Here is a 21,873-nt window from a genome sequence, read left to right on the forward strand (position 1 = left end):
CAGCAGGGTGAAAGATTGTGTTCGTGAGCCCGTGGGCGGGGCGGGGTGGTCAGTGGATGATGCCGGTGCGCAGGGCCACCGCCACCATGCCGGCGCGGTCGCCCGTGCCGAGCTTGCGGGCGATGCGGGCGAGGTGGCTCTTGACGGTCAGTGCGGACAGGCCCATGGAGACGCCGATCGCCTTGTTCGACTGGCCCTCCGCCACCAGTCGCAGCACCTCGACCTCGCGGCCGGACAGTTCCCGGTAGCCGCCCGGGTGGCTCGGGGCACCCGGGGGGCGGCGGTGCAGGCGGGCGGCGGCGCCGATGGGGGCGGCACCGGGGCGGGTGGGGAGCCCGAGGTTGGTGCGGGTGCCGGTGACGACGTACCCCTTCACTCCGCCGGCCAGCGCGTTGCGTACGGCGCCGATGTCGTCGGCGGCGGAGAGGGCGAGGCCGTTGGGCCAGCCGGCGGCGCGGGTCTCGGAGAGGAGGGTGAGGCCGGAACCATCCGGCAGATGGACTTCGGCGACGCAGATGTCGCGGGGGTTGCCGATGCGGGGACGAGCCTCCGCGACGGACGAGGCCTCGATGACATCGCGTACACCGAGCGCCCACAGATGGCGGGTGACGGTGGAACGGACGCGCGGGTCGGCCACGACCACCATGGCGGTCGGCTTGTTCGGGCGGTAGGCGACCAGGCTTGCGGGCTGCTCGAGGAGAACGGACACCAGGCCTCCTGGGTGCGGGACGGGGCCGGCTCGTGGGGGGTGCAGTGGGGACGAACCGTGCTTTCAAGGTCACAGTCGTCTTCGGCAATAAACCTGGTGTCCTTTAACGAATGATCACGAAGTGATGAGTAACAATCCGAGCAATTCGGACGCACGAGCGATCATTCGAAGACCGAACGGTTTCGATCCGCGTCGTAACGCTTCCGAAAGTGGCCGTGTCGACAAAGAGATGGGCGATGGTGATCGCCGGGAGTCCCGAGCGGGAGGTTCAGCGCGACTGCGGCCCCCTCCGCTGCGGCAGCGTCACCACGGACGCGTCCCCGGCGGCGGCCGGCGGCAGCCCCGCGACCTGCGCCAGCAGATCGGACCACGCCACCAGATGGGCGGCCGTGTCCGGGGCCCCGCCCAGGCCCTCCCGGGGCGTCCAGGAGGCCCTGATCTCGATCTGCGAGGCGGCGGGCCGCGCGGACAGCCCGCCGAAGTAGTGGGAACTCGCCCGCGTCACCGTGCCGCTCGGCTCGCCGTACGTCAGTCCGCGCGCCGCCAGCGCACCGGTCAGCCAGGACCAGCACACGTCCGGCAGCAGCGGGTCCGCCGCCATCTCCGGCTCCAGCTCCGCGCGCACCAGCGTCACCAGACGGAAGGTGCCCCGCCAGGCGTCGTGCCCGGCCGGATCGTGCAGCAGCACCAGCCGCCCGTCGGCCAGATCCTCCTCGCCGTCGACGACCGCCGCCTCCAGCGCGTACGCGTACGGGGCGAGCCGCTTCGGGGCGGGCGCGGGATCCACCTCGATCTGTGTCCGCAGCCGCGCGCCGCGCAGCGCCTCGACAGCGGTCCGGAAGGGCAGCGGGGGCGCACCCCCCGCACCCCCCTGTCCGGAGTCCCCTCCGGTCTCCTTCCGTTCGTCCATTCCGCCAGCGCCGTCCGACAGTCGTCCCTGAGCCGCAGCCATGCGGGGAAGATTAAGCGGAACGGGCTTCCGGCGCAGGGAGGGACACCCGCGCCGCCCGGCGGTGTCCGGATCCCGCCGGGCGGGCCCTGGGGTCCGGGCGCGCCGGCGGGTCGTGCGAGACTTGCCGGTGTGAGTGCCAACGCAAGCCCGACGGGCCAGACGCCGACCGCGACCCCCGATCCCGTCAGGAACGACGCAGTCCAGGAATCCGCCTTCCTCAAGGCGTGCCGGCGCGAGCCCGTGCCGCACACGCCGGTGTGGTTCATGCGGCAGGCCGGGCGCTCACTGCCGGAGTACCGCAAGGTCCGCGAGGGCATCGGGATGCTCGACTCCTGCATGCGCCCCGACCTGGTCACCGAGATCACGCTCCAGCCGGTGCGCCGCCACCACGTCGACGCGGCGATCTACTTCAGCGACATCGTCGTACCTCTCAAGGCCATCGGCATCGACCTCGACATCAAGCCCGGCATCGGCCCGGTCGTCGAGCAGCCCGTGCGCACCCGCGCCGACCTCGCCCGGCTGCGCGACCTCACCCCCGAGGACGTCTCCTACGTCACCGAGGCGATCGGCATGCTGACCCGCGAGCTCGGGTCCACCCCGCTCATCGGCTTCGCGGGCGCCCCGTTCACCCTCGCGAGCTACCTCGTCGAGGGCGGCCCGTCCCGTACGTACGAGAACGCCAAGGCGATGATGTACGGCGACCCGGAGCTCTGGGCCGACCTGCTCGACCGCCTCGCCGACATCACGGCCGCGTTCCTGGAGGTGCAGATCGCGGCCGGCGCCTCCGCCGTCCAGCTCTTCGACTCCTGGGCCGGCGCGCTCGCCCCCGCCGACTACCGGCGCTCGGTGCTGCCCGCCTCGGCGAAGGTGTTCGACGCGGTGGCCGGCCACGGCGTCCCGCGCATCCACTTCGGCGTGGGCACCGGCGAGCTGCTGGGGCTCATGGGCGAGGCCGGCGCGGACGTCGTCGGCGTCGACTGGCGCGTCCCGATGGACGAGGCAGCCCGCCGCGTCGGCCCCGGCAAGGCGCTCCAGGGCAACCTGGACCCGACCGTGCTGTTCGCCGGCCGGGAGGCCGTCGAGACCAAGGCACGGGAGGTCCTGGACACGGCCGCCGGCCTGGAGGGCCACATCTTCAACCTCGGCCACGGCGTCATGCCGTCCACCGACCCGGACGCCCTGACCCGCCTCGTGGAGTACGTCCACACACAGACGGCGCACTGAACCCACCGCGTACGCGCCGCGCGCGTCGGAACCCGGGGGCGGGGTACTGGGCACACGTCGCCCGCCATGTTCGCTCCCGGGTACCGGCAGGTGGAGGCCCCATGAGGCTCGAGATGTTCGACCCCGCCCCGATCGGTGTGGTCTTCACCCAGGGGCCGGACCACCGGCTCGCGTACACCAACCAGGTCTACCGCGAGATCTTCGGCGACCGTCCGCTGGGCCGGACGATCCGCGACGCCTTTCCCGACCTCGCGCAGTCCGGCTACTTCGACATCTTCGACCGGGTCTTCGCCACGGGCACGGCCGAGGTGCTCACCGCCGTACCCGTCGACCTGGCCTACCCCGGCTCGGCGGACGGCGGAACCCGCTACTTCTCGTTCAGCATCTCCCACGCCACGATGAGCGACGGCCGGCACGGCGTGCTCGGCGTGATCGTCGAGGTCACCGAGCAGGTGACCAGCGAGGAACGGATCCGTGTCCTGTCCGAGGAGCGCCGCCGCGCGCTGCAGCGCTACCGCAGCCTGGTGAACGCGAGCTCCCAGATCGTGTGGGTGACGGGCCCCATGGGCGGGGTCACCGAGCCGAGTCCCGGCTGGCAGCGAGTGACCGGGCAGAGCTGGGAGGAGTTCCGCGGCGACGGATGGATCGACGCCCTCCACCCCGACGACCGCGCCGCCACCGTCGAGTCGTGGCAGCGGGCGCTGGACGAGCAGGCGCCCCGCTGGACCCACACCTACCGGCTGCGGCTGGCCACCGGCGGCTACCGTCACTTCGCCGTCGACGCCGCACCGGTGCGCGACGGGGACACGGTGATCGAGTGGATGGGCACCTGCGCGGACGTCGAACAGCAGTGGCAGGAGACCCGCCGTGAGGAACTGCTGGCGCGGGCCACCACCGCCACGGCCGGCATCGTACGGCTGGACGAGATGTTCACCGCCCTCGCCGATGTGATCGTGCCGGACATCGCCGACGGCTGCACCGTCCACATCCTCCCGCACGCCCTGCACCGGCTGCCCGGCACCCCGCTGACCGCGCAGCGCATCACCGCGACCACCTGCGAGGGCCTGCCCGACCTGCCCCCGCACCGCGAGGAGCACCTGCGGCCCGGCAGCCCGCTCGCCCGCGCCGCCGACCGGCGCAGCCCGCTCCACGCCGTCTTCCCGCCCGGCGAACCCCCGCCGGAGATCGCCCCGCCCGACGGCGAACCCTGGCTGGCCGAGGGGGTCAACAGCGTCGTGGTGTTCCCCGTCGTCGTCGGCGGCACCACCGCCGCCCTGGTCACCGTCTCCACCAGCGGCGACCGCCCTCCCCTCGGCCGGACCGAGATCGGCCTGCTGCAGACCCTCCTGGAACGGGCCCACACCCCCCTCAGCAACGCCCTGGAGTACCAGCGCACCCGGCAGGTGGCGCTGGCCCTCCAGCGCAGCCTGCTCACCGATCCGCCGGACGTGCCCGGCCTCGACATCGCCGTCCGCTACCGGCCCAGCACCGCGGCCGCCGAGGTCGGCGGCGACTGGTACGACTCGTTCGTGCTGCGCGACGGCGCCACCGTCCTCACCATCGGCGACGTCTCCGGCCACGACCTGCCCGCCGCCGTCACCATGAGCCAGTTGCGCAACATGCTCCGCGGGCTCACCCTGGACCGCCAGGAACCGACCGGCACGATCCTGCGCCGGCTGGACGTCGCCGTGCAGACCCTCTACCTGGAGTTCACCGCCACCTGCGTCCTGGCCCGCGTCGAACGCCCGGCCCCCGGCCGTTTCCAGCTCAACTACTCCGTGGCGGGACACCCTCCGCCCCTGCTGGTCGGGGCGGACGGCACCGCGCGCTTCCTGACCGGGGCCCGGTCCCCGATGCTCGGACTCGATCCCCAGCCCGAGTACGCCAGCGCCGTGGAGCCGCTGCTGCCCGGCTCGACCCTGCTGCTGTACACCGACGGGCTGGTGGAGCGCCGCGAGGAGGACCTGGCCGTCGGCCTGGAGCGGCTGCGGCTGCACGCCTCGGCCGCCGTCGGACACCCGCTGGAGGCCTTCTGCGACGCGCTGCTCGCCGACCAGCTCACCGTGGACAACGACGACGACGTGGCCCTGCTGGCCCTGCGCCTGCCCATGACCCCCGCGGACGAGCACGGGACAGCCGGCCGGTAGGGGCGGACTACCAGCCCGGCCGCGCCCGCCGCCCGAAGACGATGCCGCGCGGCTCGGGCGGCGGGGGAGTGCCCCGGCGCAGCGGCCAGGCGAGCAGCATGCCGGCCACGAAGCCGACGACGTGCGCCACGTACGCCACCGTCCCGGCGTCGGTGACGCCCTGGCCGGACGAGTACACCGCCTGGAGCACGAACCACATGCCCAGCACGATCCAGGCGGGCAGCCGCAGCGGCAGGAAGACCAGGAACGGTACGAGCACCCACACGCGCGCCTTCGGATACAGCACCAGGTAGGCGCCCAGCACCCCGGCGACGGCCCCGGAGGCGCCGATCAGGGGCTCGCCCGAGTCGGCGTTCAGCAGGGCGAAACCGTACGAGGCCGCGTAACCGCAGACGGCGTAGAAGAGCAGGAAGCGGACGTGGCCCATGCGGTCCTCGACGTTGTTGCCGAAGATCCACAGGAACAGCATGTTGCCCAGCAGGTGCAGCCAGCCGCCGTGCAGGAACATCGCCGTCAGGACGCTCAGCTCCGGTGACTTGTCGTAGCCCGGCGGGCCGATCACGCATCCCGGACCCTGCGGGCCCACCCCGGTGCCACCCGTGGGCACCAGGTTCGGCATCCGGTGGTGGATCAGCTCCTGCGGCACCACCGCGTACCGGTCCAGGAACGCCTGGAGATGGCACAGGTCGGCCAGGTCGCTCCCGCCGGCCAGAGAGCCGGCGACACCGGGCGTGAGGACGACGAAGACGACGAAGTTGGCGGCGAGCAGCGCGTACGTCACCCAGGGGGTGCGCCGCGCGGGGTTCACGTCATGGACGGGGATGACCACATCCCCCTTGTGCCCGGGCGGCGGCCGGTGAATCCGCGGCGCCGCTGAACACCGCCGTCCGGTCGTGCGTATGACTCGTCAACCGTCCGCGGCGCGGGGAAGGGGCCGCGGGGCCGACGTGAGGAAACTGGCGATGAACGACCGAGTGACTCCCGCGATGCACGCGCTGCCCGACGGCGAGGCCGAGCTCACGCTCGTGGTGCGCCTTCCGTGGGAGGACGTCGCCCGGCTGGGGCAGGAGGCGGGGCGGCTCGCCTCGCAGATGCGGCGGCCGGTGACGTTGGAGGAGGCGGTGAGCCATCGGTTGCGGTCGGTGCGGGGGGCTGCGCAGGCGGCGGCGCGGGCGCCTGCGCCGGCGGCTCCGCAGGACGCCGGTGCGTCGGTGGCGTCTTTGCCGTCACGCCCGCCGGCGGAGCAGGCGCGGCAGGCGATCGAGAGGATCAACGGGACGGCGTGAGGGTTGTTCGGTTTGCGCCGTAGGGGCGGGGCCGAGTGCGGGGCGCCGGTCCGTCGTGGCTCGTCGCGCCCACGCGGCGGAGCCGCACATGGACTCAGCCCCGCGCCCCTATCGGGGCGCTGCGCCGCCCCTCCTCACATGGTCGCCCTGATTTTCGTTGCCGCTTTCCTCGCCGCTACCAGGATCGGGTCCCAGACCGGGGAGAACGGTGGGGCGTAGCCCAGGTCCAGGGCTGTCATCTGGTCGACCGTCATGCCGGCTGTGAGGGCCACCGCTGCGATGTCCACGCGTTTGCCCGCGCCCTCGTGGCCGACGATCTGGACGCCCAGGAGGCGGCCGGTGCGTAGTTCGGCGAGCATCTTCACCGTCATGGGGGAGGCGTTCGGGTAGTAGCCCGCTCGGCTGGTCGACTCGATGGTGACCGTCTCGAAGCGCAGGCCCACGCGGTGGGCGTCCTTCTCCCGCAGTCCGGTGCGCGCGATCTCCAGGTCGCACACCTTGCTGACCGCCGTACCGACCACGCCGGGGAAGGTGGCGTAGCCGCCGCCGGCGTTGGCGCCGATGATCTGGCCGTGCTTGTTGGCGTGCGTGCCCAGCGGGATGTGCCGCTGCTGTCCGGAGACCAGGTCGAGGACCTCCACGCAGTCGCCGCCGGCCCAGACGTTCTCGTGCCCGCGCACCCGCATCGACCGGTCGGTGAGCAGTCCGCCGTGTTCCCCCAGGGGAAGTCCGGCGGCCCGCGCCAGGGTCGTCTCCGGGCGTACCCCGATGCCGAGCACGACGACGTCCGCCGGGTACTCGGTGTCCTCGGTGGCGACCGCGCGCACCCTGCCGTCGTCCCCGGTGAGCAGCTCGGTGACCTCGGCGTCGTTCACCATGGTGATGCCCAGGCCCTCCATGGCCCGGTGCACCAGGCGCCCCATGTCGGGATCGAGGGTCGCCATGGGCTCCTCGCCGCGGTTGACGACCGTCACCTCGTAACCGCGGTTGATCATCGCCTCGGCCATCTCCACGCCGATGTACCCCGCCCCGACGACCACCGCGCGGCGCCCGCGCGTGCGGGACAGCGTGTCGAGGAGGGCCTGTCCGTCGTCGAGGGTCTGCACGCCGTGCACCCCGGGGGCGTCCATGCCGGGCAGCTCCGGGCGGATCGGCCGCGCACCGGTCGCGATCACCAGTTTGTCGTACGACGTCCAGGACTCGGCGCCGGAATCGACGTCCCGCGCGCGTACCCGCCCCCGGCCGAGGTCGAGTTCCGTGACCTCGGTGCGCAGCCGCAGATCGATGTCCCGCGCGCGGTGCTCCTCGGCGGTGCGCGCGATCAGCCGGTCCCGGTCGGGGACGTCACCGCCCACCCAGTAGGGGATGCCGCACGCCGAGAAGGAGGTGAAGTGGCCGCGTTCGAACGCCACGATCTCCAGCTCGTCCGGGCCCCTCAGCCGGCGGGCCTGTGACGCCGCGGACATCCCCGCGGCGTCACCGCCGATCACCACCAGGCGTTCCCTCGCACCGTGCGCATCGCTCATGTTCATGTGAACACGCTACGGGGGCAGGGGATTTCAGGCCCGTCCGAGGGGTTGTCAGTCCTTCCCGTCCCCGTCCGGTGCCTGCCGGGGAGCCGAGGAGGGCGCCGGGGACGGCGTCGAGGACGGCACCGGCCGGGCCGCCGGCAGCGGGCCGAGGGCGGTCGTCACGGGCGCCGGCTCCGGCCGCCGCGGCAGCCGGGGGCGTACGACCTTCCGCCACAGCAGGACCAGCAGCACCGCCACCGCCGCGAACGGCAGCACCGCGCCGATCGCCACCGCCAGCCAGCGCAGCATCGTCACGAACGCGTCCCAGCCGCCCGCGAGGGCGTCCACGAACCCCGGATCGTCGTCCTTCTCCGCCTCCTCCACCGGTGTCTCGGACAGGGACAGGGTGATGGTGGCCAGGCTCGTACGGTCCTTCAGGGACGCCTGCTGGGCGAGCAGGGCCTCCAGGTCGGCCTGGCGGCTGCTCAGCTCGCCCTCCAGGGTGACCACGTCACTGAGCTCGGTGGCCCGGTCCATCAGTTCGCGGATACGGGCCACGCTGGCCCGCTGGGTCGTGATCCGGCTCTCCACGTCGACGACCTGGTCGGTGACGTCCTGCGCCTTCGCGCTGCGTTCGAGGAGCTTGCCGGTGCCCTCCAGATCGGCGAGGACCTCGTCGTACTCCCCGACGGGCACGCGCAGCACCACGCGCGTGTGCTCGTGGCCCTCCTCGTCCCGGTCGGTGGTCTCGTCGCCGATGTAGCCGCCCGCGTTCTCGGTCGTCGTCCGGGCCTCGTCCAGCGCCTTCGGGACGTCCTCGACCCGCACGGTGAGGGAGGCGGTGCGGATGATGTGGTTCGCGGTGGCCTTCGGCGGCGCGGTCGCCTGCGCGCCGTCCGCCGAACCGCCGGGGGCTCCCTGCTTCGCGTCCTCCTGCGCGGCCTGTCCTTCCGCCGGCGCGGCGGCGGCCTTGTCGGCGGCCCCGGACGCGCCGGAGTCGTCGCTCGCGCCGCTGCACCCGCTGACGGCGAGGGCCGCCGCCAGCAGGACCCCGGCCAGGGCGTGGGCGGGTCGTAGGGATCGTCGTGTGCGCATGTGGGGCTCCCCCGGTGTCGTGACGACTGACGTTCCTTCGACGCGGGAGGGGTGCGGAACGTTGGCGCCGGACGGTCCCGATGCGGTCACGGTAGGGACTCGACAGGGCCACATGGCCCTGGTGGGGGTGTCGGTGGCGTTTGAGAGGGTGGAGCCATGAGCGGATCACATGCGGACTCCGGGCAGCACATCGTCGTCGTCGGAGCCGGAATCGCCGGGCTGGCCGCAGCCCACCGGCTGCGGGAGCACGGGGCGCGGGTCACCGTGCTGGAGGCCTCGGACCGGGTCGGCGGCAAGCTGCTGCCGGGGGAGATCGCGGGCGCGCGCGTCGACCTCGGCGCCGAGTCGTTGCTGGCCCGCCGCCCCGAGGCGGTGGGTCTCGCCCGCGCGGTGGGTCTCGCCGACCGGCTCCAGCCGCCGGCCACCGCCACCGCCTCGCTGTGGACCCGGGGCGCCCTGCGCCCCATGCCCAAGGGCCACGTCATGGGCGTGCCCGGCACCGCCGAAGCCCTCGCCGGCGTCCTGTCCGACGAGGGGCTGGCCCGGATCGGACGCGACGCCGACCTGCCCCGCACCGAGGTCGGCGACGACGTGGCCGTCGGCGAGTACGTGGCGGCGCGCGTCGGCCGCGAGGTCGTCGACCGCCTGGTGGAGCCCCTGCTCGGCGGGGTGTACGCCGGTGACGCGTACCGCATCTCGATGCGTTCGGCGGTCCCGCAGCTCTTCGAGGCCGCCCGGACCCACACCTCCCTCACCGAGGCGGTCCGCGGGATCCAGGCGAAGTCCGCCGCCTCGGCGCAGACCGGCCCCGTCTTCATGGGCATCGCGGGCGGAGTGGGCACCCTCCCGCTCGCGGTCGCCGACGCGCTGCGGGCGGGCGGCGTGGAGATCCTCACCGGCACGCCGGTCACGGAGCTGCGCCGCGAACCGGAGGACGGCTGGCGGGTCGTCGCCGGGGACCGGGCGCTGCACGCCGACGCGGTCGTCGTCGCCGTCCCCGCCCCGGCCGCCGCCGGCCTGCTGCGCGCCGAGGCGCCCGGCGCCGCCGCCGAACTCGCCGGCGTCGAGTACGCCTCCATGGCGCTGATCACCCTCGCCTACCGCCGCGCGGAGACCGATCTGCCCGAGGGCAGCGGATTCCTGGTGCCGCCGGTCGACGGCCGCACCATCAAGGCGTCCACCTTCGCCTCCGCCAAATGGGGCTGGATCGCCGAGGAGAACCCGGACCTGGTCGTCCTGCGCACCTCCGTGGGCCGCCACGGCGAGACGGAGATCCTCCGCCGTGACGACGCCGGCCTCGTGGAGGTCTCCCGGCACGACCTGAAGGCCGCCGTCGGCCTGGACGCCGCCCCGGTCGCCACCCGCGTCACCCGTTGGGACGACGGCCTGCCCCAGTACCCTGTCGGGCACCACGCGCGCGTGGCCCGCGTCCGCGAGCACCTCGCCGGACTCGCCGGCCTCGCCGTGTGCGGCGCGGCCTACGACGGCGTCGGCGTCCCCGCGTGCATCGCGAGCGCGTACGCCGCCGCCGACCAGATCCACGGTGACCTGCACGGTGTGCAGCAGCTCACCGCCAACCCGGTGCAGAGCCTCCACGGAGGAGCAGGAGAATAAGGGACATGAGTGACGACGCCACCACCCCCGCCCCCGACCGGATCCCCAACAAGGGCAAGCTGGCCAAGGACCTCAACGAGGTCATCCGCTACACCCTCTGGTCCGTCTTCAAGCTGAAGGACGTACTGCCGGAGGACCGCGCCGGGTACGCCGACGAGGTCCAGGAGCTGTTCGACCAGCTCGCCGCCAAGGACGTCACGATCCGCGGCACCTACGACCTGTCGGGCCTGCGCGCGGACGCCGACCTCATGATCTGGTGGCACGCCGAGACCGCCGACCAGCTCCAGGAGGCGTACAACCTGTTCCGCCGCACCAGGCTGGGCCGCGCGCTGGAGCCGGTCTGGTCGAACATGGCGCTGCACCGGCCCGCCGAGTTCAACCGGTCGCACATCCCGGCGTTCCTCGCCGACGAGACGCCCCGCGACTATGTGAGCGTCTACCCCTTCGTGCGCTCCTACGACTGGTACCTGCTGCCCGACGAGGACCGCCGGCGCATGCTCGCCGACCACGGCAAGATGGCCCGCGGCTACCCCGACGTGCGCGCCAACACGGTCTCCTCGTTCTCCCTGGGCGACTACGAGTGGATCCTCGCCTTCGAGGCCGACGAGCTGGACCGGATCGTCGACCTCATGCGTCACCTGCGCGGCTCGGAGGCCCGGATGCACGTCCGCGAGGAGGTCCCGTTCTTCACGGGCCGCCGCAAGGACGTCGCGGAACTGGTCGCGGGCCTGGCCTGATCAGACGGCGGGCCGGGCTTCCCCGGCCCGCCGGTCCGCCGACGCCGGCTTCGGTTCCGGGTGCGGTGCGCAGGAGGCGCGCCGCCCCGGGACCCGGCCGTCCAGCAGATACGCCTCCAGGTGGCCGTGCACACAGGCGTTGGCCCCGCCCGCGAGGCCGTGGCTGCCGGCGTCCCGCTCGGTCACCAGCGCCGACCCCGCCAGCCGCCGGTGCAGCTCCAGGGCCCCGTCGTACGGGGTGGCCGCGTCCCGCTCCGCCGCCAGGATCAGTGTCGGCGGCAGCTCACCGCTCCCCGCGCGCACGTCCAGCGGCCGCTGCCGGGGCGCCCGCCAGTAGGCGCACGGCAGGTTGGTCCACACATTGCCCCAGGTCTCGAAGGGCGCCCGGCGCGCGAGCCGGGTGTTGTCCCGGTCCCACACCGCCCAGTCCGTGGGCCAGGGCGCGTCGTTGCACTCCACGGCGAGATACACCGCCCGCGCGTTCTCCGCCTCCGCCGCCGCCTCCGGATACTCCTGCGCCTGCTCGACCAGCGGCCCGGGATCACCCTTCAGATACGCCGACAGCGCCTGCGCGCGATGCGGCCAGTGGTCGTCGTAGTAGCCGGCCTTCAGGAACGCCGCCTGCAACTGCCCGGGCCCGACCTTCCCGCCCGCCGGTTCCTTCGCCAGCCGCGCGCGGGCCTTGTCGTAACTGCCCTGCACCTCGCGCGCCGTGTCCCCCAGCCCGTACACGTCGTCGTGCCGGGCGGCCCACGCCCGGAAGTCCGCCCAGCGGTCCTCGAACGCCGCCGACTGGTCGAGGTTGTTGCGGTACCAGATCTGCTCCGGGTCCGGGTTCACCGCCGAGTCGAACACCATCCGCCGTACGTGCGAGGGGAACAGCGTGGCGTACAGCGCCCCCAGGTACGTGCCGTACGACGATCCCAGGAACGTCAGCCGGTTCTCGCCGAGCGCGGCGCGCAGGACGTCCAGGTCACGGGCGTTGTTGAGCGAGTTGTAGTACCGCAGGGAGTCGCCGTTCCGCTCGGCGCACCCCCGCGCGTACGCCTTGGCCCGCGCGACGCGCTTCCGCTTGTGCGCCGCCGTGGGGTGGACGGGCGCCTTCGAGGGGCCCTTGAAGAACGTCCCCGGGTCCGTGCAGGACAGCGGGGCCGAACGGCCCACCCCGCGCGGGGCGTAGCCGACGAGGTCGTACGCCGCCGCGAGGCGCTTCCACTGGGGCAGCGCGCCCATCATCGGGAAGTACATGCCGGTGGCGCCAGGCCCGCCCGGGTTGTGGACCAGGGACCCCTGCCTGCGCACCTTGCGCTTGCTGTTGTCGGGGTCCTTCCCGGTGGCCCGGACGCGGCTGACGGTGAGTTCGATCTGCTTCCCGTCCGGGCGGGCGTAGTCGAGCGGGACGCGGACCGTGCCGCACTGGACGGTGCCGGGCAGCCCTTGCTCGGCGGGGCAGGCGCCGAAGTCGATGCCCTCGGCCGAGGCCCGCGCGGCGGCCGTCGCGGTGCCGCGCGGCTCGGCGTCGGGAGTTCCCGCGCCGGCCGGGGCGGCGGCCAGGGCGGTGAGCAGCAAGGACCCGGCGGCCACATGGACGACGGCGGCGGTTCTCATCGACGAACGATCCCTTCGGTGCACAACGGCGACAAAAGGGATGTTTCGCTTGGTGTTGACGTGAGGCAAGCACCGTACGCCGGGGTGTCGGCGTCAATGCCCTTCGTAGGGCCCCCGGTGTGCGAAGGCCGCACGCAGTTCCGGCTCGCCCACCGCGCGGATGCCGTGCACCGCGACGGAGGTGAGATACGTACGGTCGTCGCCGGCGTCGCGGGGCAGTTCGCCCAGCAGACGCTGGCCGGCCGGGGAGGCCCAGGGCGAGTACGGGTGGACCTCGAACCGTGCGACGGCCAGACAGCCCAGCGTGAAGACCAGCGGCAGCGCGAACCACAGCGCGACCAGATGGCGCGGCATGTCCGACGGGACGGGCGTGAGCAGGGCGGCCACCCCCAGCCCCGCCACGGCCGGCACGGCGAGCCGCACCTGCCGTACCGCCTCCGCGACGGTCGTACCGGCACCGTCGGGCACCGCCAGCCCGGCGCCGACCAGCCGTTCGGCGATCCCGCGCACGGCGTCCGCGGTCGCCGCGGCGGCCCGCACCGGCGCGAGGGGCGACTGCCCCTGAGGCCCTATCGCCCCTATCACCGACCGTTCCATCTCGTCCCGCCCGAGCGGATCGACCACCGTCGCCCAGCCGGTGTGCGCGAGCAGCAGCCGCCGCTGACGGGCCATCGCGACGAGCGTGACGTCGGCGACCCGACCGGGACCACCGGACAGGAACGCGGCCTCGTACAGCGTCAGATCGCGTCCCGTCCCCGCGTCGGAGCCGGCCGCGGCGGCGCCGCGCACGGCGGCCAGACACAGCCGCAGGCACGCCACACCGGCGACGGCCCAGGCCAGGAGCAGAAGAGGGACCCAGAACATGAGTTGTTTGTAAGCGCGCGGTCGCGACAACACCATGCCTTGTTCACGATCCGGGACGGAGCGTTGTCGGTATGTGACGTTCCGCTTGGATTGTCGGGCGCCGGCGGTCAGCGCCGCAGCAACACCCGCCGGGTGGCCCGCGCCAGCCGCACCGCCGGCCTGCGCGAACGCGGCTTCGACCCCGACCGCTCCAGCCACCACTCCAGCAACTCGCGCCGCGCCGAAGCGTCCTCGGGCCGCCCGGCCAGCACATGCTCGGCGAAGTCCAGCGCGTCCCGCCGGTAGCCGTCGGTCATCGGCCGCGTCCGCGCGTACGCGAGGAAGGCGGACCGGTACCCGTCCCCGAGGATCACCGGCAGCTCGGGCGCGACCTTGGCGACGACATCGGCCCGCTTGGCGGCGAGCGCCCGCGCCTGCACCCCCATCCGCACCCGGTCGAACCCCTCCGGTACGGGCGCCTGGGCGACCAGCGCGGACAGCACCGCGGTCTGCGCGAGCGCGAGCCGCTCCCGGGCGGCCCCGAGGGAGCCCTGCCGCGGCTCGGGCCGGACACCCACGACCGCCGCCGCCACCGCGCCCGCGTCCCGGCGCTCCGCCCCCTCCTCGACCGCCCGCCGGATCGCGCCCAACTCCCGCTCCATCTCCTCCGCTTCCGGGAAGTTCTCGTCCCGCTCCAGCAGTACGCCGGGAGGGGAGACCCGGGAGGCGAGGTCGGTCAGCACGTCCAGCACGGGCCGCGGGACGGGGTGGGCGTGACTGTCGTGCCACACGCCGTCCCGCTCGAACCCGCCCGCGACATGGACGTACGCGATGGCCTCCAGGGGCAGTTCGGCGAGCGCCTTGGCCGGGTCCTCGCCCCGGTTGACGTGGTTGGTGTGCAGGTTGGCGACGTCGATGAGGAGCCGTACGCCGGTCCGGTCGGCCAGCTCGTACAGGAACTGCCCCTCGGTCATCTCCTCGCCGGGCCAGGAGATCAGCGCGGCGATGTTCTCCACGGCGAGCGGCACGGGCAGCGCGTCCTGGGCGACACGGACGTTCTCGCACAGCACGTCGAGGGCGTCACGGGTGCGCGGCACGGGCAGCAGGTGCCCGGCCTCGATCGGCGACGACGCGGTCAGCGCCCCGCCCGCCCGGACGAACGCGATGTGCTCGGTGACGAGCGGCGACCGCAGCGTCTCCGCCCGCTCGGCGAGGGCGGCCAGCCGCCCCTCGTCGGGCCGCTCGGCCCCGCCCAGCCCCAGCGAGACCCCGTGCGGTACGACGGTCACCCCCCGCTCACGCAACCGCGTGAGCGACTCGGGCAGATGCCCGGGACACACGTTCTCGGCCACGACCTCGACCCAGTCGATCCCCGGCATGCGCTCGACGGCCTCCGCGATCTCCGGCCGCCACCCGATCCCCGTCCCCAGCTCCACCATCGTCCCCTCCTCCACCGGCATGTCCGGCCCCCCGTAGGTGAGAGGGATATGACCTCCCGACGCGTCCGCGAACCGCGCCCCGGACACCTTCAGAGGAACATTTGAGGTTAGGGGCGCGCCGGCCGGGCGAAGCCGGCGAGAGCACGGAAGTCGTCCTCCCGGAGCCCGATCCGCGGATCGACGTGGTGCAGCAGCCCGGCTCCGGGGTGGTGGGCGGCCACGTACGCCCGGTCGAGTTCGCTCTGCTCGTCGTCCACCCAGGCGAAGGGCCGCCCGTCGGCGTGCTCCACCAGCGGACCGGTCTTCCAGTGCACCCCGTCGGGCCGCTCCCGGAACAGGGCGTCACCGAAGTCGACGAAGGGAAGCTCGGGCAGTCCGAGCCGGGGGCCTATCCACCGGTTGGCGTCCCCCATCCAGGTCGTGGCCCAGCACAGTTCGTACCCGAGCCGCAGGAGAGCCGGCCCGTGCTCCGGGTCGAGCCACACGCGCAACGGCCGCCGTCGGGACGACAACGGCCCTCGCTCCACCGGCACCCTGAGCGTGATGTACCCGGCGGGGCGTCTCTCGGGCTGGGCCGCGTAGGGATTGAGCGGGCCGTCCACGTCGAGAAAGAGCAGCGGTCGGTTCACGGTGCCTCCCTGATCATCCGCTTATGATCGCCCACGGCTGAGGGAGGGGAAACATGGACGGGAAGGGGCGAAGCCCCGGAGCTTCGCGTTCCGTGCTCCGGCACCTCGGGGCCATGCATCTGAGCGGAGCCGTACTCCTGCTCACGTTCCTGGTCCCGCCGTACTGGATGGCGGCCGCCGCCCACGCCACGCCGCCCGGCGATCCCGGCGCGGACGCTCCCTTCCTCCTCCTCGTCACCGTCCCGTCGGTCTGCGTGGTTTTCCATGTGGCGGTGCAGATACCGGCCGGGCTCCTGGGGGCCTGGCTGGGCAGACGACGTACGACACTGACCCGGTACGGGAGCGCGGTCGCCGTGGCCGGCGTGCTGAGCCTGCTCCTCCTCCGGGCGGCGGGATGGAACGCGGGGCAGGACGTCGTGCCCGTGTGGGCCGACGCCATGGTCCGTGGGGCACTCGGTCTGGCCGGATACATGTGGGTCGTACGAACCAGGCCCGGTTCTCAGCCGGCTTGACCGAGCGCGATGACGCGGGAGCCGGGAGCGAAGTCGGTGAAGGACTGTTCCCAGGTCTCGCCGGGCCAGTGATAGGTCACGCGGCCCTCGGCGGGCCGGTAGTGGGCGGTGTAGACCGTCCCCAGCCCCTCGTCGTACGCGTACTGGTACAGCGGCGGCTCCAGCATCGCCGCCACGTCCGTTCCCGTCGCCCGGACGGTGCTCAGCCGCTCCTGGGTCCGGGAGAACCGCTCCTGGTCGTCCGGCACCGGCAGGTGCTGGTGGTTGGCGGCGCAGGCGTCCGGCGCCTCGGTCAGCGGGATGTCCGGTCCCACGAACACCGTCACCGCCTTCTCGGAGTCGACGAGGGTGACGTTCTGCGGGATGGCGATCGGTATGGACCGCAGCCTGCCGACCGCCTCGTCGACGGTGTCGCAGGTCTCCAGCAGATAGCGCAGCACGATGAGGACGGCGAAGCCGGGGCCGTGGACGAACCGGCCGCCGAAGGTGAGCGAGACCGCCAGCCCGGCGTCGTTCAACCCGTCCAGCAGGCCCCAGGCCGCGTCCTGCATTCCGATGACCGGGCGGAGGAAGTGCGAGGAGACGATGGTGCCTTCGCACTCGTCGGGGGCGAAGTCGTAGTTGCGCAGCAGGGTGCCGCCCGCGCCGATCTGGGTGCAGCCCGAGAAGAACGGTCGCAGGGTGGCGAGGGTGAGGAAGGTTTCCCCACCCGGCCGGTCGAGCCGACGGGCGAGCCGCTCCAGGACCGGGACCAGCTCCGGCATGTGTGTCTCGAACAGCTTCCGGGCACGTTCCGCGCCCTCCACCGTCCGGCTCTCCTCGGTCATCCACCCCTCCGCGCGCGGCCACATGGCCTGTACGTGGCCGGCCCAGCGGTCGTCGTCGCCGTCGCCGATGTCGATGGCGCGGAAGGTCTTCTGCAACCGGCTCATTCCAGTGGCTCCCTTACGGACCTCGGACGGAGTAGTGGCAACTTACCTAATTTCACGAGCAGTTCCCTGCTCCGTATCGCAGACGCCGCCTCCACCTGCTCGACTCTGTCCCCGACCGAACCCGCCGGGTGGCTCGGCATGTGCCAAGATGCGGTGAACTGACGTTCGGGGGATGCGTTCAGCGGGGGACGACATGAAACAAGGGGAGCGGACGGTGTCCGGGCCGGTGGTCGCCGCCGGGGTCGTCGGGGCGCTGGCCGTCGCCGCCCTCGTGCTGCGGCCCGCCGAAGGGCTGCTGCACCCCGGCAGGGGGCCGCTCGGCCACTGGGGCTTCGTCGCGATCGGGGCGTCCGTCGCCTGGACGGCCGGAGCCATGCTGGCCGTCGATCGCCTCCGCCACCGGATCGGCGCCGGCCGCACCATGCTGCCACCGGGCGAGGAGCGGCTTCGGGAGGCCGCCGTGCCGCTGCTGTTCACCGGGGCGGGCGTCATCGGCGTCCTGGCCCTGGTCCTGCACCGGTTCGACCACGACAGCACACCGCCCACCGCCACCCCACCGGAGAACCTCCCGCCGCCCTCCCCACCACCGGGCCCCAACAGGCCGCCGTCCGAGGAGGGTTCGGGACACAGCCTGTCCATGCCGCTGTACCTCCTGCTCGGCCTGCTGGCCGCGGTCGTCGTCGTGGTCGTCACGGTGGCCGTCGTACGGCGACTGCGACGGCACGGGCTGACGGTGCCGAAGCCCCCCGACCCCGCGGGCACCCCGGCGGAGGACGACGACGCGCGTCTTCTCCTGTCCGCCGTGCACTCGGGCCGCCGCGCCCTGGCCGACACCGGTGACGCCCGGGCGGCCGTCATCGCCTGTTACGCCGCGATGGAGGACGCCCTCGTCGCGTCCGGCGTGCAGCGGCGCGCCTCCGACAGCCCCTCCGACCTGCTCACCCGCGCCGCCGGCGCCGGCCTCGCCCCGACTCCGGCCGCACCGCGTCTCACCGCGCTGTTCCGCGAGGCCCGTTACTCCTCGCACCCGATGGACGGCTCGCACCGTGAGGCCGCGGCCGACGCCCTGGAGGAGATCGCCTCGCTGCTCCAGGACCGGGAGGCCGGACGGTGAGCCGGCCCGTGGAAAGGACTTCGGGGCGGGACATGCTCACACCGCGCCGGCTCGGGCTGCTCGGCGGCGCGGTCGCCGGCTCCGGTGTCCTGCTCGTCCTGCTCCTCGACGGACTCCGGGCGGCCGGCGCCGTGGTGACCGTGCTCGTCGTCGCGGCGCTGCTCCTCGCCCGGTACGTCGCCGGGGCGGGCGCCTTCGACTCCGGACGGCGGGACGAGGTACGGCTGTTGGGGACGCGGGCGCCGGGCATGGGCGAGTGGCGACGGAACATCGGAACCGCCACGGGACCCGACGGCGCCCTCTACTACCGCGCGGTGCTCCGGCCCGAACTGCGCCGCCTGTACGCCGCCGTACTCGCCGAGCACCACCATGTCTCGCTCGACCACCAGCCCCGGCGCGCCGCCGAGCTGATCGGGCCCGAGCTGTGGCCGTGGCTGGGGCACGAGACGCCCCGGACCGGGCCCGACGGCGATGTTCCCCTGGACGTGCTGCGCCGTCTCGTCGACCGGCTCGAGGCACTCGGCGCACCCCGCACACGTACCCCCCGTACTCGTAAGGAAGAGACCACGTGACGAGTTCCTCCACGCCTCAGCCCCGCACCGCCGGGGAGGTCGGCGAGCAGGCCGGTGCCGTACTGCGCGAGATCGGCCGTGCCGTCGTCGGCAAGTCGGACGCCCTCGAACTGGTGATGCTGGCCGTGCTGGCCGGCGGGCACGTCCTCGTCGAGGACCTGCCGGGGCTCGGCAAGACGCTCCTCGCGCGGTCCTTCGCCACCACGCTCGGCCTGGACTTCCGCCGGATCCAGTTCACGCCCGACCTGCTGCCGTCGGACGTCACCGGAACACCGCTGTACGACCAGCGCACCGGCGAGATGGTGTTCCACCCCGGCCCGGTCTTCACGCACCTCCTGCTCGCCGACGAGATCAACCGGACCCCGCCCAAGACACAGGCCGCGCTGCTCGAGGCGATGGCCGAGTCGCAGGTGACCGTGGACGGCGAGACCCGGCCGCTCGCCGACCCGTTCCTGGTGATCGCGACCGCCAACCCGGTGGAGTACGAGGGTACTTACTCCCTGCCCGAGGCCCAGCTCGACCGGTTCCAGCTACGGGTGCGGATGGGTTACCTGGCCGCCTCGGAGGAGCTGGCGATGTTGCGGGCCCGGATCGACCGGGCCGCGCCCGAGGCCGTGCTCGAAAGGCTCGCGGGGCCGGACGACGTCGTGGCGTGGCGGGCCGTCGTGGAGCGCGTGGAGATCGACGACGACCTGCTGGAGTACGCCGTCGCACTCGTCGGCGCGACCCGCGACCACCCCCAGATCAGCATCGGCGCCTCGCCGCGCGGCGGTCTCGCCCTGGTGCAACTCGCGCGCGCACGCGCCGTGCTGGACGGACGGGACTATGTCGTTCCGGAGGACGTCAAGAACCTCGCGGTGCCCGCGCTGGCCCACCGGGTGTCGTTGCGGCCGGAGTTGTGGGTGCGCGAGATGTCCACGGACGACGTGCTGCGGGAGATCGTCGACAGCGTCGGCACGCCGTCCACGCGGCGTACGGCCGCCCTGCCGTCGTGACCCCGCCCGTGCCCGCTCCCGCGCCGCGGCCGAGCGCCGCGGTGGTCCGCGCCCTGGAGGGGCGCAGCGGTCCGGCGCAGCCACCGCCCCCGCCGCCCGGCGGACCGCGCCCCGGCGAGCGGACACTGCGCCTGCTGACCGTCGCCGTCGTCGCCCTGTCCGCCGCCCTGCTCACCGGCCGGGCGTGGCTGCTCGCGCTCGCGGCGGCACCGCTGGTACTGCTCGCGCTCGCGCTGCCGCGTACGTACGCCCGTCGCGTCGAGACGTCGGCCACCGTCGAACCGAAACGCTGCTTCGAGGGCGACACCGTCACTCTCCGCGTCTCGGTGGCTCACGACGGCGGCGCCGTCCGCCTCGACCCCGGCGTCACCCTCGGCCCGGGTCTGCGGCTCGACGAGGTCGTCGTCGGCCCGTCCACGGTGACGCTGCGCCACACCGCGCTGCGCTGGGGACGCTGGTCGCTCGGCCCGGTGGACCTCGACGTGTACGACGCCGGGGGCACCGTGCGCCGCACCGTGCGGGTCGAGGCGGCCGAGGTGTCCGTGTTCCCGCACGCCGCGCAGGCCCGGTTCACACCGATCCCGGTACGGCTGCCGCAGCGACTCGGCGAGCACGCCTCCCCGCAGGCCGGAGAGGGCGTCGAGGTCATCGGGGTGGGGCCGTGGGTGCCCGGGGAACGGCAACGGCGCATCCACTGGCCGTCGACGACCCGGCGCGGGGCCGTGCAACTGCACCGGTTCGCGGCCGAGCGGGCCGCCGACACGGTGATGCTGCTCGACGCGTTCGGGGACGTCGTCGACCCGGTGACCGGGGTGTCGTCCCTGGACGAGACGGTGCGGGCCGCCGCCGGGCTCGCCCGCGCCTATCTGCGCACCCACGACCGGGTGGGGGTCGTCTCGACCGGGGGCACCACGCGGTGGCTGGCGCCGGGGACCGGGGACGCGGCGTTCTACCGCATCGTCGAAAGCGTCCTCGACGTCCGCAAGGACCGGCGGTTCGACGGACCCGGGCTCGAGCGGGTGCCGCCGCCCGCGCTGCCGCAGGGGGCTCTGGTGTACGTGTTCACTCCGCTGAGCGACGCACGGGTGCTGAAGGTGCTGCGGGATCTTCAGGGACGGGGGCGCCGACCGGTCGTCGTGGAGATCCCGAGCGGGGATCCGCAAGTCGAACCCGGTGACGCGGCGGGCGAGTTGGGGCTGCGGTTGTGGCACGCGGACCGGGACGCGATGCGGTTCGCCCTGCGGGACAGCGGGGTGCCGGTGCTGCGGCACGTCGTGGGCGAGCCGTTGGACCTGGCGTTGGCGCCGTTGCTGTCGGGGCGGATCGGGGGACGGGGGTGAGCGCGACGACGGCGCTCGACGCGCGGACGGCCTTGCGGGAGTACGCGCGGTACTGGGCCGGGACCGTGCCGGTGCGGGTGCTCGGGGTGGCGGCCGTCGTGGTGGCGTGGCGGCCGTGGGCGACGGTGGGCGGGGCGCGCGGGGCGGTGCTGTTCGGATGCGCGGTCGCCTTCGCGGCGTGGGCGGCACCGGCGGTGGACCGGCGGCCGTCGCTGGAGTCGGTGCTCTGGACCCACGTTCTGCTGCGGCACCGGACGACCGTTCTGGCGAGCGGTGTCGTGGTGATCGCGGCGTCCGGGGACCCGGCGTGGTGGGAGGCGGCCGGTGTGGTGGGGCTGTCGGTCGCGTACCTGGTGACGAGTGAGACCTGGCCGTGGAGATGGGGGCGCGGGGCCGCGCGGGTATGGGGAGAAGCCGCCGGAGCGTGTGCGGGGGCCGGGATCGTGGTGGCTGCCGCGGTGGCTCCGGTGGCCGGGCCGGAGTCCGGGGTGGGACGGGTGATCGCGGCCGGTGTGGTGGTGGGGACGCTGGTGGTCGGCGGTGGAGTGATGGGGGCCCGGTGGTGGGGTGGGAGAAGGTAGGCAGGAGACACCGGCGACGGGCCTCGCTCGTCC

Annotated in this window: 21 protein-coding genes; 11 read left to right on the forward strand and 10 right to left on the reverse strand. The window is 73.5% G+C overall.

Features of this window, described 5'->3' with window-relative positions; all coding sequences use genetic code 11:
- Nucleotides 1–49 precede the first annotated feature (49 nt).
- Together AMK33_RS02065 and AMK33_RS02070 are read right to left on the reverse strand one after the other, a co-directional pair.
- Nucleotides 50–709, reverse strand: coding sequence for a helix-turn-helix transcriptional regulator (locus tag AMK33_RS02065; protein ID WP_073930923.1), 660 nt, complete (start codon nucleotides 707–709; stop codon nucleotides 50–52).
- 268 nt (nucleotides 710–977) lie between these two features.
- Nucleotides 978–1,661 (reverse strand): DUF3000 domain-containing protein, encoded by a 684-nt coding sequence (locus AMK33_RS02070; protein ID WP_073930924.1) that lies wholly within the window; start codon nucleotides 1,659–1,661, stop codon nucleotides 978–980.
- 129 nt (nucleotides 1,662–1,790) lie between these two features.
- Here AMK33_RS02070 and hemE point away from each other — a divergent pair, with 129 nt between their 5' ends.
- Nucleotides 1,791–2,885, forward strand: coding sequence for a uroporphyrinogen decarboxylase (gene hemE, locus AMK33_RS02075; RefSeq protein WP_073930925.1), 1,095 nt, complete (start codon nucleotides 1,791–1,793; stop codon nucleotides 2,883–2,885).
- Between the two features lie 101 nt (nucleotides 2,886–2,986).
- Nucleotides 2,987–5,032, forward strand: a complete 2,046-nt coding sequence (locus tag AMK33_RS02080) for a SpoIIE family protein phosphatase (RefSeq protein ID WP_079194713.1) — start codon at nucleotides 2,987–2,989, stop codon at nucleotides 5,030–5,032.
- A gap of 7 nt (nucleotides 5,033–5,039) precedes the next feature.
- Here AMK33_RS02080 and AMK33_RS02085 read toward each other — a convergent pair whose 3' ends face one another.
- On the reverse strand, nucleotides 5,040–5,861 hold the full coding sequence (locus AMK33_RS02085) for a rhomboid family intramembrane serine protease (RefSeq protein WP_073930926.1): 822 nt from the start codon (nucleotides 5,859–5,861) through the stop codon (nucleotides 5,040–5,042).
- A gap of 133 nt (nucleotides 5,862–5,994) precedes the next feature.
- On the opposite strand from AMK33_RS02085, the gene AMK33_RS02090 reads away from it, so the two are divergent.
- A complete protein-coding gene (locus tag AMK33_RS02090) occupies nucleotides 5,995–6,318 on the forward strand; it encodes a hypothetical protein (protein ID WP_073930927.1) in 324 nt (107 codons plus the stop codon).
- Nucleotides 6,319–6,452: 134 nt separating this feature from the next.
- On the opposite strand, the gene AMK33_RS02095 is transcribed toward AMK33_RS02090, so the two are convergent.
- Entirely contained in the window at nucleotides 6,453–7,850 is a 1,398-nt protein-coding gene (locus AMK33_RS02095; protein WP_073930928.1) for an FAD-dependent oxidoreductase, read from the reverse strand.
- A 48-nt stretch (nucleotides 7,851–7,898) separates the two neighbouring features.
- Entirely contained in the window at nucleotides 7,899–8,924 is a 1,026-nt protein-coding gene (locus tag AMK33_RS02100) for a DUF4349 domain-containing protein (protein ID WP_073930929.1), read from the reverse strand.
- 156 nt (nucleotides 8,925–9,080) lie between these two features.
- On the opposite strand from AMK33_RS02100, the gene hemG reads away from it, so the two are divergent.
- Both hemG and hemQ read left to right on the forward strand, forming a co-directional pair.
- Nucleotides 9,081–10,538 (forward strand): protoporphyrinogen oxidase, encoded by a 1,458-nt coding sequence (hemG, locus tag AMK33_RS02105; RefSeq protein WP_073930930.1) that lies wholly within the window; start codon nucleotides 9,081–9,083, stop codon nucleotides 10,536–10,538.
- A gap of 5 nt (nucleotides 10,539–10,543) precedes the next feature.
- The gene (hemQ, locus tag AMK33_RS02110; RefSeq protein WP_073930931.1) at nucleotides 10,544–11,275 is read left to right on the forward strand and encodes a hydrogen peroxide-dependent heme synthase; all 732 of its coding nucleotides are present in this window, start codon (nucleotides 10,544–10,546) and stop codon (nucleotides 11,273–11,275) included.
- Here hemQ and AMK33_RS02115 read toward each other — a convergent pair whose 3' ends face one another.
- The 4 genes from AMK33_RS02115 to AMK33_RS02130 form a co-directional block, all read right to left on the reverse strand.
- Nucleotides 11,276–12,883: an alpha/beta hydrolase gene (locus AMK33_RS02115; protein WP_073930932.1), complete on the reverse strand. Its 1,608-nt coding sequence runs from the start codon at nucleotides 12,881–12,883 to the stop codon at nucleotides 11,276–11,278.
- Between the two features lie 93 nt (nucleotides 12,884–12,976).
- On the reverse strand, nucleotides 12,977–13,747 hold the full coding sequence (locus tag AMK33_RS02120; RefSeq protein ID WP_073930933.1) for a TIGR04222 domain-containing membrane protein: 771 nt from the start codon (nucleotides 13,745–13,747) through the stop codon (nucleotides 12,977–12,979).
- Between the two features lie 107 nt (nucleotides 13,748–13,854).
- Nucleotides 13,855–15,165, reverse strand: a complete 1,311-nt coding sequence (locus AMK33_RS02125) for a DUF692 domain-containing protein (protein ID WP_201262944.1) — start codon at nucleotides 15,163–15,165, stop codon at nucleotides 13,855–13,857.
- Between the two features lie 107 nt (nucleotides 15,166–15,272).
- Complete coding sequence (locus AMK33_RS02130; RefSeq protein WP_073930934.1) at nucleotides 15,273–15,794, reverse strand: hypothetical protein; 522 nt, start codon at nucleotides 15,792–15,794, stop codon at nucleotides 15,273–15,275.
- Nucleotides 15,795–15,907: 113 nt separating this feature from the next.
- Here AMK33_RS02130 and AMK33_RS43550 point away from each other — a divergent pair, with 113 nt between their 5' ends.
- Nucleotides 15,908–16,306: a hypothetical protein gene (locus tag AMK33_RS43550; RefSeq protein WP_235617948.1), complete on the forward strand. Its 399-nt coding sequence runs from the start codon at nucleotides 15,908–15,910 to the stop codon at nucleotides 16,304–16,306.
- Here AMK33_RS43550 and AMK33_RS02140 read toward each other — a convergent pair.
- Entirely contained in the window at nucleotides 16,294–17,238 is a 945-nt protein-coding gene (locus AMK33_RS02140) for a C45 family autoproteolytic acyltransferase/hydolase (protein ID WP_073930935.1), read from the reverse strand. The two genes, AMK33_RS43550 and AMK33_RS02140, sit on opposite strands and share 13 nt — an antisense overlap.
- Before the next feature lie 172 nt (nucleotides 17,239–17,410).
- On the opposite strand from AMK33_RS02140, the gene AMK33_RS02145 reads away from it, so the two are divergent.
- Genes AMK33_RS02145 through AMK33_RS02165 form a run of 5 tightly spaced genes read left to right on the forward strand, consistent with a single transcriptional unit; the run spans nucleotide 17,411 to nucleotide 21,840 of the window.
- On the forward strand, nucleotides 17,411–18,352 hold the full coding sequence (locus tag AMK33_RS02145; protein ID WP_107424991.1) for a DUF4129 domain-containing protein: 942 nt from the start codon (nucleotides 17,411–17,413) through the stop codon (nucleotides 18,350–18,352).
- A gap of 32 nt (nucleotides 18,353–18,384) precedes the next feature.
- Nucleotides 18,385–18,924: a hypothetical protein gene (locus AMK33_RS02150; protein ID WP_107424992.1), complete on the forward strand. Its 540-nt coding sequence runs from the start codon at nucleotides 18,385–18,387 to the stop codon at nucleotides 18,922–18,924.
- Nucleotides 18,921–19,919: an AAA family ATPase gene (locus AMK33_RS02155; protein WP_073930938.1), complete on the forward strand. Its 999-nt coding sequence runs from the start codon at nucleotides 18,921–18,923 to the stop codon at nucleotides 19,917–19,919. Before AMK33_RS02150 ends, AMK33_RS02155 begins: the two co-directional genes overlap by 4 nt.
- Complete coding sequence (locus AMK33_RS02160; protein WP_073930939.1) at nucleotides 19,916–21,259, forward strand: DUF58 domain-containing protein; 1,344 nt, start codon at nucleotides 19,916–19,918, stop codon at nucleotides 21,257–21,259. The genes AMK33_RS02155 and AMK33_RS02160 overlap by 4 nt, the downstream gene beginning before the upstream one ends.
- Nucleotides 21,256–21,840 (forward strand): hypothetical protein, encoded by a 585-nt coding sequence (locus tag AMK33_RS02165; RefSeq protein WP_073930940.1) that lies wholly within the window; start codon nucleotides 21,256–21,258, stop codon nucleotides 21,838–21,840. The genes AMK33_RS02160 and AMK33_RS02165 overlap by 4 nt, the downstream gene beginning before the upstream one ends.
- The last annotated feature ends 33 nt before the right edge of the window (nucleotides 21,841–21,873 follow it).

Source organism: Streptomyces sp. CB02400 (assembly GCF_001905725.1).
GTDB classification, from domain to species: domain Bacteria; phylum Actinomycetota; class Actinomycetes; order Streptomycetales; family Streptomycetaceae; genus Streptomyces; species Streptomyces atrovirens.